The organism is Sorangium sp. So ce363, assembly GCF_051520435.1.
In the GTDB taxonomy this organism is placed as follows: Bacteria; Myxococcota_A; Polyangia; order Polyangiales; family Polyangiaceae; genus Sorangium; species Sorangium cellulosum_B.
In genome coordinates, this window is sequence record NZ_CP150333.1 from 628,809 (window position 1) to 641,471 (window position 12,663).

A 12,663-nucleotide genomic window follows, 5' to 3' on the forward strand; every position below is an offset into this window, starting at 1 on the left:
TCGCTTCAGTCGATCGCCTCGACGCGAAAGCTCGACTGGACCAGGCGGCGGGGCCGGGCCCCGATGTCGGCGACGTCGAACCCGAAGCCCGCGCCCTGGTGGTGGATCCCGCCCGACGTGGCGCCGCTCGGCATCTGCACCGACGAGCTCACCGTGACGTAGACCTTCGCCCCCTTGGCGAACGCGGCGGTCATCGCGAGCACGCGCCCGGCGAGCTGCGCCGCCGCCTCGCGCGCCACCCGCGCCCAGAGCGTCGCCGCTCCGGCCGTCGACGACAGCGCGCGCACGCCGAGCACCGCGCCGGCGCCGCTCAGGTGCACCTCGAACACCGCGCGCGCCGTCGCGGGCGTCTCGGCGGAGCGCACCGCGTCCGCCACCACGGACGCGACCGTGCCGGCGGCGGGCAGATCCAGCCCCAGCGTCTTGTCCCGATCGCGCATCGCCTCGCGCAGCAGCTCGCCGGCCCTGTCAGCCGAGACCTCGCGCGGCGCGGCCGGCGTGGTCGGCGCCGGCGCCGGCGGCGCGCGATCCGGCAGAACGCCGGGCAGCTGCCACACCGGCGCCCCCCCGAGGCCGGCGACCCCGCGCGGCGCCTCGGCGCTCGGCGGCCCGTCGTACTCGCTCGATGGCGCCGGGGCCGGAGGCGCCACGGGACCCTCCCGCGGCTCGACCGGCGCCTCCGTCGGCGCCGGCGGCGCTGATGGATCGAGCGGCCGCCGCTCGCGGCGCGCCGTCCGGCCGAGGACCGGCTCCGCCTCGCGCGGCCGTGCCTCGTCCGGCGTGCGCGGCGAGGGCGTGCGCGCCTCGTCCTGCTCCGCCTCGCGCGGCGCGACGGGCTCTATCTCGATCTCCACCTCGCGGCGCGCGCCGCTCGAGCGGGCCTCGAGCACCGGCCCCGGGGCGCCCGCGATCCGCGCGAGCAGCGGGATGGCGGCATGGAGCAGCGTCGCTGCGAGCAGGAAGCGGACCTCGCGGGAGAGCAAGCGCCGAGCACCTTGGTGGGTGCCGGACAGGGGCGCAAGTGCGCGTTTCGTCGCCGGCGTGCTCACGTCCCCGCTCGCGCGCACCTGCGCAGCCCCGGGCACACCCCACCCGCTCCCTCGCTTTACGGCCCGACAGGCTCACCCACGCGTGTTCCAGCAGGGGACAGGGTATTACGGCCACGCTTAAATATGCGCGTACGGAATGGTTGTCGCTTGAGCTCGAGACCGTACTGGTCGATGCTCCGCCTGCCGCGACGCCTTCCGGGCTCACGGCAGGAGCAGAAACGCAGCGCGCTGCCGCCATGCGGCGCGCTCACGGAACAGACGCAGCGCCTGGCGAGCCAGGGCTGGGCGCTACATCCCCGTTGTAAGGGAGGGGTATCGAATGAAGGGAAACGTGCGCGCTGACGGGTCGCCTGCGGACCTATCGCCGACGCCCACGCCGCCGCCCGTCACCGTGATCCAGGGTTGCCCGGACCGCGGTCTTCCCCTCGACCTGCCCCCCCTCGGCATGGCCCCCGCGCCGGAGGAGCAAGCGTTCCTTCCCGGTTTCGCCTCGCCAACGCCGCAGGGGACGCCGCCCTTCCCCATGGCCGGGGCCGGGCCGTACGGCTCCTGGTCCGCGCCCTCGCCGGACGAGCGCCGCGCGCGCGTGTGGCGCGCCCTCGGGGCGTTCGTCCTGGCCGCGGCCACCGTGATCGTCGTCGTCGCCGCCGCCGCGCGCGGGATCGCCGCGCGGATGCCGATCGCCTCCGCCGAGGCCTTCCGCGCCATGACCCCCGTCAACCGCGCGTCGCTGCTCGCGCTGCGCTCCTCGCGCGAGGACGCCGGGGCGAGCGCGGCCGTCGCGCCGGAGGGGCTCGCGCGCTTGCAGCCGCCGGCGCCGCCGCCCGCGCCGGTGACGCCGCCGCCCGCGATCCGGCACGAGGGATACGCGTCGATCCGCGGCGGCGTGCTCTTCACGCCCGACACGTTCAGGCCCGCCGGGTCGAGCTACGATCTCCTGCTGCACTTCCACGGCAACACCCAGCTCGTCCGCGAGAGCGCCGAGGTCGCCGGGCTGAACGCCGCGGTCGCCGTCATCAACCTCGGCATCGGCTCGGGCGCGTACGAGGACTTCTACGCGACGCCGGGCGTCTACGAGAGCCTGCTCGCGGACATCGACCGGGCGCTCGCGCAGCGCGGGCTGCCGACCCCGCGGCTCCGCCGGGTCGCCCTCTCCTCGTGGAGCGCGGGCTACGGCGCGGTCGCCAAGATCCTCGAGCTCCGCCGCGGCACCGAGCCCCTCGACGCGATCCTCGTCACCGACGGCATCCACTGCGGCTTCGTCCCGGAGCAGCCGAGCGGGCTCAACCCGCTGCAGCTCGCCTCGTTCGCGCGCGCCGCGCAGCTCGCCGCCTCGGAGGAGCTGCTGTTCACCATCACGCACTCGGAGATCGACCCGATCGCGTACGCCAGCTCCTCCGCCACGGCCAGCTACCTGCTCGACGCCGCGGCAGGGCGCCACGTCGAGCGGTCGCCCGCGTCGGACGCGCCCCCGCACCTGCGGCTGCGCGCGGCCGAGGGCGCCGTCTCGAAGAAGCTCGAGAAGCAGATGATCCCGACCACCGAGGCGAGCGTGGGCGAGCTCCATGTCCGCGGGTTCCGGGGCAACACGCCCGAACACCACATGGCGCACCTGCTCCAGATGGCCTCGACCGTCCTCCCGGAGCTCGTCGAGCGCTGGCGCGAAGGCGGCGATCCGTCGTCCGAGCGCTGATCGACGGGAGCGGCAGGGTCAGCTCCGGCTCCGCGCCTCGGCCATCCAGGCCCCGATCGCCGTGGCCACCGGGTGATCCGCCCCCAGCTCCGCCTCGGCGAGCGCGAGCGCCCGCTCGTACAGCGGCAGCGCCGTGGACGGCCGCCCCGCGGCGTGGTGGACCTGCGCGAGCCGGACCAGCGTCGGCCGGAGCGACGGGTGGGCGGCCCCGGCCAGCGCCTCCCGCGCGGAGAGCGCGCGCTCGTACAGCGCCGCCGCCTCGGCCGTGTCCCCGAGCGCCTCCCGGGCGGCCGCCAGGTTGTGCAGGATCGACGCGAGGAGGCCCCCCTCCACGCCCGCCCCCGCCTCGGCGATCTCGAGCGCCCTCCGGAGCATCACCTCCCGCTCGGCGGTCGGGAGGTCCTCTTCCAGCTCCAGGAACGTGGCGGCGTTGTAGAGCGCCTCTGCGACGAGCGCGTGACGGGCGCCGAGCGCCCCCTCCCGCAGCGCGATCGCCCGCCGGAAGAGCGGCGCCGCCTCGGCGCGGGCCCCCCGCCTGCCGAGCAGCAGGCCGAGCCGGTTCAGCAGCGCCGACAGCTCGATGGGGTCGGGGTCGCGCATCCGCTCGTAGCCCGCGAGCATCCGGCGGAACAGCGCCTCGACGTCCTCGAGCTCGCCCTGCCGCTCGAGGATGGCGGCCAGCTGCTCGAGCAGCCTCGGCAGCGGCGGATCGGTGCTCGCCGCCGCCTCGGCGATGGCGATCGCCCTCGCGGAGCTCGCGCGCGCCTCGTCCAGCCGCCCCTGCGCGAGCCGCGCCGAGCTCAGCGCGTAGAGCGGCGCCGTCAGCTCGGCGTCCCCGTCACCGTAGATCTCCTCGGCGATCCGGAGCGCCCGCGCGCATGTCGCCTCCGCGTCGGCGTGGCGCGAGCCGGCGAGCTCGGACGCGGCCACGTCGAGTAGGCGCCGGTACTCTCTCCCCCTCCACCAGCGCAGCACGGCGCGATCCGGTCGCATCCTCCTCTACTACCTCGTCCCCACCCGGGAGGGCGAGAAGGCCGGCAGGGACGTCCGGCGCGCACCGGCCGGCGTCCGGCGGCGGCACCCGACAAGGATGATCGGAAGAGCATCGCGCGGGCGCGGAGCAGTGTACTCTGCTCGCAGGATCTCGTGGCGCGAAGGTGCGATGCAGACGCTCGATGCCAGCAACTGGCGGTTCCCGTCGATCGGGGCTATGGCGCACGGCGCATGGTGCGGCGCCTCCCGAACGGCCTCACGATCGGCCTCTCGAGCGGGGGCCCCTGCCTCACGAACGGGGCGATCGTGGAGGCGATCGAGGAAAGGTCGCCAAGGACATTTCTTCCGTTTAGACTGCCCCGACGGCCCCACGCGCCGACGCTCCCCACGATCATGAGGTCCAGGCTCACGCATCGCGAGGCATCGTCACCGAGGGGAGGGCTCGCCCGCGCCCGCACGGGGAAGGCGACGGAGTTCATATGAGTGGTGCCAACGAAAACGTCGTCGATGAAGTAGCGCGCAGCGAGCCGATCGATCCGTTGCTCGGAAAGGTGCTCAACGGAAAGTTCAAGATCCTTTCCCAGCTCGCGACCGGCGGCATGGGCACGATCTATCGCGGCGAGCAGATCCCGCTCGGGCGCCAGGTGGCGATCAAGGTCTTGATCCCGAACCAGGCCTCGCGGCAGCTCGACCCGAACTTCCACAAGCGCTTCTTCCTCGAGGCGAGCATCCTCGCGCGCCTCCAGCACCCGAACATCGTCACCGTCTTCGACTACGGCCGCATCGAGGCCGACGATCAGGAGCGGTTCTTCATGGCGATGGAGTTCCTCGAGGGCGAGACGCTCTTCCGGCGCGTGCGCCGGCAGGGGCGCCTGCCGCCGCCCGAGGCGATGCGCATCGCGCGGCAGATCGCGCGCGGGCTGCGCGAGGCGCACAAGCACGGCGTCGTCCACCGCGACCTCAAGCCGTCGAACATCATGCTCGTCTCCAACGAGGACGCGGAGGAGGCGGTCAAGATCCTCGACTTCGGCCTCGTGAAGCAGCTGGGCGACGACTCGGAGGAGCTCACGCAGCAGGGCGCGTTCCTGGGCTCGCCCCGCTTCATGTCGCCGGAGCAGATCTCGCACGGCAAGGTCGATCTCAGGACCGACATCTACTCGCTCGGCGTCATCCTCTACCAGATGCTCTGCGGGAAGGTCCCGTTCGAGTCCGAGAAGTCGATCCAGATCCTGATGGCGCACCTCCAGCAGCCGGTGCCGCGCATGAAGGAGCGGAACCCGGACGTCGACATCCCGGAGCCGCTCGAGGCGCTCGTGATGCGCTGTCTCGCGAAGGATCCGGACGGCCGGCCCGCGACGATGGACGCCCTCATCCAGGGCCTCGGCGAGTGCGCCCGCGGCATGGGCGTGACGACCGCGTTCGGCGGCACGCAGATCACCTCGTTCGAGTCGCTGCCCGGCGTGCAGATCTCGTCGCGTTCGTCCACGGTGCAAGCGCTCAAGGACGCGGTGACGCTCCCGGCGCCGTCGAGTGATGACGATCCGAGCGGGCGCACCTCCGGCGTCGGCTCGGGCCCGGGCGCCGCCGCGACCGCGGCGGGCGCGTCCAAGGGCGCGACCGGCGCGCAGGAGGCCCCCTCCGGCGGCGGTCGCAAGGGGGTGATCCTCGCCGCCATCGGCGCGGTCGTCGTGGCGGCGGCCGCGTTCGCGCTGACCCGCAAGCCCGCTCAGACCGAGGCCACGCCCGAGGTCGCGACCGCGCCCACGACCGCGCCCGCGGCGACCGGCACGCCCGGCGATCACAAGGGCGCGCCCTCGTTCATGCTGATCATCGAGTCGATCCCGCCGGGCGCCGACGTCCTGGAGGACGGGAAGTCGCTCGGGCAGACGCCGCTCCAGCTCTCGATCGCGAACGAGCAGGTGCGCGCGTCGCCTCGCCGGCTGACCCTGCAGAAGGAAGGCTTTCAGCCCTACTCCATCGTGCAGGGGCCGTCGGAGATGTCCGTGCAGACCGTCGCGCGGCTCGCGCAGGTGGCCGCGCCTGCGAAGACCGACGACGCGCCGTCCAACACGAGCTCGGGCGGCAGGCGAAACTGGGGCCGGCCCGTTCGCCCCGCAGCGCCCACGGCCACGTCGAAGCCCAGCCCTCCGGAGAACACGGCGCCGTCGATCCGGATCGACAGGTAGCGATCAGGGCGCGCCCGACGAGCACCATCGGCTAGCCCCTGATTTCACCGCGCCTCAAGGGCGTGGTGCAGGGGCCATGCGCTAGCTTCCTGGCCGCGCATGTCCCGCCTGCTCATCGTCTCGAACCGCCTTCCGGTAACCGTCCACGCCGATCAGGGGGACGTCTCCGTCGTCCCCTCGGCGGGCGGCCTCGTGACCGCGCTCCGGGGCCCCCACGAGCGCCACGGCGGCCTCTGGCTCGGATGGCCGGGCGACCTCGCGCGCCTCACCGAGGAGCAGCGCCGAGAGGTCGAGGATCGGCTCGAGCAGCTCGGCGCGGCCCCGGTGCACCTCACCTCGGCCGAGGTGAGCCGTTACTACGACGGCTTCTCGAACAGCGTCCTGTGGCCGCTGTTCCACTACCTCGTCGAGAAGTTGCACCTCGACGCCCGGCACGACTGGGAGAGCTACCGCGAGGTGAACGAGCGCTTCGCCGAGGCCATCGTCGCCCGGTACAGGCCGGGCGACAGGGTGTGGATCCACGACTACCAGCTCACGCTGGTGCCGGCGATGCTGCGGCGGCGCATCCCCGACGCGCGGATCGGCTTCTTCCTGCACATCCCTTTCCCCGCGGCCGAGGTCTTCCGGATCCTGCCCTGGCGGGAGCAGGTGCTGCGCGGCATGCTCGGCGCCGACGTCGTCGGGTTTCACACGACGGCCTATCGGTACCACTTCGTCTACTCCGCCGCGCGCGTGCTCGGGCTCGATCCCGACCTGGAGACGCTCGCGTACGAGGGGCGGCGGGTGCGGCTCGGCGCCTATCCGGTCAGCATCGACGTCGACGAGTTCGTGCGGCTCGCGCGCGACGAGGAGGTCCGCGCCGAGGCGCGGCGCATCCGCGAGAGCGCCCAGGGCCGGAAGATCGTGCTCGGCGTCGATCGGCTCGACTACACGAAGGGCATCCCGAGGCGCATGCTCGCCATCGAGCGCTTCCTGGAGCGCGAGCCCGAGCTCCGGAGCAAGGTCCGGTTCATCCAGCTCGCGGTGCCGACGCGCGAGAACGTCGACGCCTACGCCGAGTTCCGGCGCGTCGTGAACGAGCTCGTCGGCCGCATCAACGGCAGCTACGGGACGCTCGACGATGTCCCGATCCACTTCCTGCACCGGTCGATGCCCATGGCCGGGGTCGTCGCGCTCTACCTCGCGGCCGACGTGATGATGGTGACGCCGCTGCGCGACGGGATGAACCTCGTCTGCAAGGAGTACGTGGCCTCGCGGCTCGACGACACCGGCGCGCTCGTGCTGAGCGAGTTCGCGGGCGCGGCCGCCGAGCTGATCGAGGCGCTCCTGGTGAACCCGCACGACATCGACGCGGTGGCGTCGACGATCCAGCGGGCGCTCGTCATGTCGCCGTCCGAGCAGCGCGTCCGGATGCAGGCGCTCCGGCGTCGCGTCGTGACGCACGACGCGCACCGCTGGTCGCACCGCTTCCTGAACGATCTCGAGCGCGCGGGCGGCGTCCTGTCCGCGGTGGGGGCCGTCCGGCGGCCGGAAGGCGCGCCCCAGGGGAGCACGATCGCGAGCGCGCGCAGCGCGCCGTCGCTGATCGTGATGCTCGACTACGACGGCACGCTGGTCCCCCTAGAGGCCATGCCCGAGCTCGCTCAGCCGGACGAGGCGCTCGTCACCGAGCTGCGCGAGCTCGCGGCGCGCCCGCGGACGCAGGTGCACGTGGTGAGCGGCCGGCCGCGCGAGGACCTCGAGCGGTGGCTGGGCGAGCTGCCCATCAGCCTCCACGCGGAGCACGGGTTCTTCTCGCGCGCCGCGCCCGGAGAGCCCTGGGTCGCGCTCCGCGAGGCCGCGCTCGACTGGAAGCCGAGGGTCCGCGACGTCCTCCAGGGCTTCGTCGACCGCACGGCGGGCAGCTTCATCGAGGAGAAGATGGTCTCGATCGCGTGGCACTACCGGGCCGCCGACCCGGAGCTCGCCAGCCAGACGGCCCGCGAGGTGCCCCTGGAGCTCGGCGAGGCGCTGCGCGAGCACGATCTCGAGCTCATCCCGGGCCGGAAGGTGCTGGAGGTGCGGCTCCGCGGCGTCAACAAGGGGGTGATCGTGCCGCGGGTGCTCGCCATGATGGGGCCCGACGCGGTGGTGATCGCGCTCGGCGACGACAGGACCGACGAGGATCTGTTCGCGGCGCTCCCCCCGACCGCGCTCACGATCCACGTGGGCGGCGGGGAGAGCTCCGCGGCGTTTCAGCTGCCCGACCCGGCGTCTGCGCGTCGCTTGCTGCGCGCGCTCGTCGCCTGAGGGCTCACGCCCTGGCGCGGCGACCGCGCCGCCGGAGGGCGGCGCCGAGGAGCGCCGCCGCCCCGGCGAGGAGAGCCCCCGAGCCGGCGACCGGGCCGCCCGCGAGCCCCCCGCCGACGCTGCACGCGCTGGCGTGGGCGTCGTGCGGAGCGCCCGCGTTGCCCTGCGCGGCCTCGGAGCACGCAGCGGCGCGCGCTGCGGTGTCGTCGCCGTCCGCGGCGCAGTCGCCGGCGGACGCGTCGGCGTCGGCGTCGGCGTCGCTGCCATCGACGTCGCTGGCATCGCCGTCGTCGGTGTCGCTGGCGTCCGCCTCACCGTCGCTCGGGGCGGCATCGCGGCCGACGTTCCACGCCTCCTCCGCGGCGCTGCTGTCGCCGTCGTCGAGGTCCCGATCGCTGTCCGCGGCCCTCATGGCGAACGCCGCGAGGCTGGAGCCGGACTCGTAGGCTCCGATGTCGATCGCGCCAGCGACCGGCCGCAGCAGCGGTCCGCTGGCCCCGCGGCTGCCCCTCCTGGGCGAGGACTGCGGCGCGGTGAGCGGCTTCGGGAACGGGTACCCTGCCGGGCTCGGCGTCGCGCTGGAGCCGGCGTTGACGAGCGGGCTGTTCGACGCCGGGCGGAGGTCCAGCGAGCTGAGGTTGGTGAAGCCGGGGTCGGTGCCCTGCACCGTGCCTGTCCACGCCGCGGGGATGGCCGAGGAGCCGGTGGGCACCCAGTTGTTGGCGCCCGAGATCAACGCCGTTCCGGTCTTCCAGGTCGCGCTCCTGTCGACATAGACCTCCACGCCGCCGCCGCCGCGCCGATAGAACACGTTGTTGCTCAGCTCGACGCTCTCGATCCCGTCGAACATCCTGATCGCCGGCCGCGACCCGGGGGCGAGCAGGAACGTGTTGTTGACGAACCGGAAGCGACCCCACGTCTGCCCCGTGCCGTCGCCCCCGACGCGCACGGCGAAGTGCTGGCCGGTCTTGACGATGACATTGCCGACGACGTCGGAGTCCTCGCGCGCGAGCCCCTCGTCCTGGCCGTCCGGCCCGATCAGCTCGAGCTCGTGGTATTTCGCGCCCTCGATCCAGTTGTAATAGATCTCGTTCCGCTCCGCGCGGCTCTTCACGCTGTTGCCGCCATTGCCGTCGTGCACATAGCAGTGCCGCATGCGGAACACCGAGCCGAGGCGCGTCTCCTCGTCGGTCGCGATGTAGATGGGGTGCCTGGTGTCGCCCGAGCCGCAGGCATAGACCTCGACGTACTCCAGCGTGAGGGAGCCCGACTCGGAGTCGGCGCCGAGGATCCCGTGCCCGGCGCAATCGTGCACCACCGAGTCGCGGATCGTGATGTCGTGCGCTTTGTTGAACACGCAGCGGCCCGAGCCGCCGGTGATGTCGAAGCCTTCGAAGGTATAGTGATTGCCAGCGAAGACCACGGTGTTCGTCCCCCCCGATAGGACAGGGCGGCGGCCGTTCACGCGAACGCCGCGGATCGTGATCTTCTGCGCCTCGGTGCCCGACTTCTTGAAGAACAGATCCCCCGGATAGGTCGCGTCGCCCTCGACCAGAACCACGTCCCCGGCAGCGAGGCGAGGGGCGACCTCCGCGAGGCTCGCATAAGGCTTGCCCCGCCCCACCTCGTACGTCGCTGCGCTCGCCGGCGAGGCGGCGAGCAGCACGGAGAGCCCGATGCCCGGCGCGACGAGAGAGAGTGTGACGAGGTGCCTTGTGTTGAGTTGCTGCATTGGCGTACTGTCGCGTGCTGTAGAGTCCGAGTGCAAGCTGCTTTTTAATGAAATGCATGATGGGTAATTCAGGCGACACCTGACGGCAGGAATTCCTGCCGTTATTCCCGTGTGCCCAGCGGCTTTCACCATTGCTTAGAATCCTCGCCGTCTGCCATTTCTCGATAAATTTTGGTAAATAAAAGCAAGTCGGTGCGAACGCCGCGAAGAGCGTGAAGAGCAGCGAAGAGCGGGTGAAGCGCGGGAGGAGCGGGAGGAGCGCGAGGGGCTGGAGGAGCGCGCGGGGCGAGGCGGGCGGTTCCTCTCGGCGCGCGCGTCGTTCCGTGTCATGGAGCCGACCATGTTTCCGGTTGTCCTCGCCTCCACGTCGCCCTTCCGGAGGGCGCTCCTCGATCGCCTCGGGCTCGCCTACGAGGCCGTCGCGCCGGCGTTCGAGGAGATCGCGCCCGAGGGGATGTCGCCCCTCGCGTGCGCCCGCCTCTTCGCGGAGGGGAAGGCGCTGAGCCTCGCGCCCGCGCGGGAAGGCGCCCTGATCATCGGCGCCGATCAGGCGCTCGAGCTCGATGGGGAGCTCCTCCGCAAGCCGGCCTCGCTCGACGAGGCGGCAGACCAGCTCGGGCGGCTCTCGGGGCGCGTCCACGCGCTCCACGCCGCCGTCGCGGTGCACGCGCCGCCGGGGGTGCCGCTCGCGGCCGGCGAGCCGCGGACGCTGGCCGAGTGCGTCTCGGTGGAGCTCCGCGTCCGCCCGCTCGACCGCGCGCAGATCCGCCGCTACGTCGAGCTGGATCGGCCGATCGGCAGCGCGGGAGGATACCTCTTCGAGAAGCACGGACCGTGGCTGTTCGACGACGTGCGCCACGCCGACGAGGCGGCCATCGTGGGGCTGCCGCTCGTCCCGCTCTGCCGCCTCCTGCGCCGCTTCGGGGTCGATCCGCTCGCCCCGCCCGCGCGCGCGTGAGCGCAGGCGTCAGGCAGGCGTCAGAGAGAGCGCCGGCAGGCTCCACGCAGGCCGAGAGAGAGCCTGCATCCTGGGAGATACGGTAGGTTCCCGCCAAACCGCGCCATTGCGCGTCGGCGCGATCCGAGCACCGAGGGAGAAGCCCCAGGGAACCAGGAAGTTGCCGGCTGCCCCAGGCGCTGTGCTGTCTGACGGCGCGGGCGGGGGGGGCCGCGGCGCTGTGTGCGCGCCGGGGCTCTCAGGGAGGGGCGGCCGTGGCGCGCCCGTTGCTAATCGTGGTTCCAGGGTCGAGCCTGCCGCTGGGCCCTCACGAATGGGCATCTTCTGCCGGGCGACGCCGACGGGGCGGGCCAGGCGCTCGACGAGGTGAGGCGATGATGGAACGCCCGCCCTTCAACGCGGCCGAGGCGCTCACGGCGGCTGATCTGACGCTGTCCTGGTCGGCCCTGCAGAACGAGGAGCGGGTGCAGGCCTATCGCCGCCTGCGGCGCGAGGAGGCGGAGGATTTCTTCGAGGGTCTCCCCACGGCCGACCAGGCCGCGCTCCTCGCGGGCCTCACGAAGGGCGAACGCAGGCTGTGGATCCGCCTGCTCGCGCCCGACGACGTGGCGGACCTCCTCCTCGAGGTGTCGCCGGCCGACCAGGCGGAGCTCCTCTCCTTGCTGGACGAGCCGACGCGGCGCGAGGTGATCGCGCTCCTCGCGTACGCCGAGGACGAGGCCGGCGGGCTGATGAGCCCGTGGTTCGCGCGCGTGCGGCCGGAGGCGACGGTCGACCAGGCGATCAGCTACCTCAAGCGGCAGGCCAGGGATCACCTCGAGACCATCTACTACGGTTATGTGCTCGACGCCGAGCAGCGGCTGCGCGGCGTGGTGTCGCTCAGGCAGCTCATGATCGCCCCCGGCGACCGGCGCGTCAGCGACGTGATGAAGACCGACGTCGTGTCGGTCAACGAGGACGCCGACCAGGAGGCGGTGGCGCGGACCTTCGCGGAGCACGATCTCGTGGCGATACCCGTCGTCGACAGCGAGGGTCGGATGAAGGGGATCGTCACCGCAGACGACATCGTGGACGTCGTGGAAGAGGAGGCGACCGAGGACATCCAGAAGCTCGGCGGCATGCAGGCGCTCGACGCGCCCTACCTCCGGACCCCCCTCTCCAGGATGCTCGGCAAGCGCGCGGGCTGGCTGTCCGCGCTGTTCGTGGGCGAGCTCCTCACCGCAACGGCGATGGGGCACTACGAGAGCGAGATCGCCCGCGCCGTCGTGCTCGCCCTCTTCGTGCCGCTCATCATCTCGAGCGGGGGCAACTCCGGCTCTCAGGCGACGACGCTGGTCATCCGGGCGATGGCGCTCGGCGAGATCCGGCTCGCCGACTTCTGGCGCGTCAGCCGCCGGGAGCTCGCGTCGGGCCTCGCGCTCGGCGGGATCCTCGGCGCCATCGGCTTCGCGCGCGTCATCGCCTGGGAGAAGCTCTTCGAGGCCTATGGCCCGCACTACGCGCTCCTCGCCCTGACCGTCGCGATCAGCCTTGTCGGCGTCGTGACCTGGGGCACGCTGGCGGGGGCGCTCCTGCCGTTCGTGCTCCGGGCGCTGCGCTTCGACCCGGCGAGCGCCTCGGCCCCGTTCGTCGCGACCCTCGTCGACGTCTCCGGCCTCGTGATCTACTTCAGCGTGGCCGAGCTCCTGCTCCGCGGTGTGCTGCTGTGAAGCGGGCGAGCGCCCCCCCGCGCCCTCCCCGGGGGCTTCCCCGAAGCGCGCGGC

Annotated in this window: 8 protein-coding genes; 5 read left to right on the forward strand and 3 right to left on the reverse strand. The window is 72.7% G+C overall.

Features of this window, described 5'->3' with window-relative positions; all coding sequences use genetic code 11:
* Positions 1 to 5 precede the first annotated feature (5 nt).
* Positions 6 to 983: a hypothetical protein gene (locus WMF12_RS02410; protein ID WP_437862219.1), complete on the reverse strand. Its 978-nt coding sequence runs from the start codon at positions 981 to 983 to the stop codon at positions 6 to 8.
* Between the two features lie 385 nt (positions 984 to 1,368).
* Between WMF12_RS02410 and WMF12_RS02415 the strand changes: the two genes are divergently transcribed.
* Positions 1,369 to 2,742 (forward strand): hypothetical protein, encoded by a 1,374-nt coding sequence (locus WMF12_RS02415; RefSeq protein WP_437862227.1) that lies wholly within the window; start codon positions 1,369 to 1,371, stop codon positions 2,740 to 2,742.
* 18 nt (positions 2,743 to 2,760) lie between these two features.
* Here WMF12_RS02415 and WMF12_RS02420 read toward each other — a convergent pair whose 3' ends face one another.
* Positions 2,761 to 3,735, reverse strand: a complete 975-nt coding sequence (locus WMF12_RS02420) for a tetratricopeptide repeat protein (RefSeq protein WP_437743989.1) — start codon at positions 3,733 to 3,735, stop codon at positions 2,761 to 2,763.
* 479 nt (positions 3,736 to 4,214) lie between these two features.
* Between WMF12_RS02420 and WMF12_RS02425 the strand changes: the two genes are divergently transcribed.
* Both WMF12_RS02425 and WMF12_RS02430 read left to right on the forward strand, forming a co-directional pair.
* Entirely contained in the window at positions 4,215 to 5,921 is a 1,707-nt protein-coding gene (locus tag WMF12_RS02425) for a serine/threonine protein kinase (protein WP_437862250.1), read from the forward strand.
* 99 nt (positions 5,922 to 6,020) lie between these two features.
* On the forward strand, positions 6,021 to 8,210 hold the full coding sequence (locus WMF12_RS02430) for a bifunctional alpha,alpha-trehalose-phosphate synthase (UDP-forming)/trehalose-phosphatase (protein WP_437862264.1): 2,190 nt from the start codon (positions 6,021 to 6,023) through the stop codon (positions 8,208 to 8,210).
* 4 nt (positions 8,211 to 8,214) lie between these two features.
* Here the strand turns inward: WMF12_RS02430 and WMF12_RS02435 are convergent, their stop codons facing one another.
* Entirely contained in the window at positions 8,215 to 9,942 is a 1,728-nt protein-coding gene (locus WMF12_RS02435; protein WP_437862273.1) for a right-handed parallel beta-helix repeat-containing protein, read from the reverse strand.
* A gap of 340 nt (positions 9,943 to 10,282) precedes the next feature.
* Between WMF12_RS02435 and WMF12_RS02440 the strand changes: the two genes are divergently transcribed.
* Positions 10,283 to 10,900: a Maf family protein gene (locus WMF12_RS02440; protein ID WP_437862299.1), complete on the forward strand. Its 618-nt coding sequence runs from the start codon at positions 10,283 to 10,285 to the stop codon at positions 10,898 to 10,900.
* A 374-nt stretch (positions 10,901 to 11,274) separates the two neighbouring features.
* Positions 11,275 to 12,609 carry a magnesium transporter gene (gene mgtE / locus WMF12_RS02445; RefSeq protein WP_437862320.1) on the forward strand — a complete coding sequence of 445 codons (1,335 nt, stop codon included), beginning with the start codon at positions 11,275 to 11,277 and terminating at the stop codon, positions 12,607 to 12,609.
* The last annotated feature ends 54 nt before the right edge of the window (positions 12,610 to 12,663 follow it).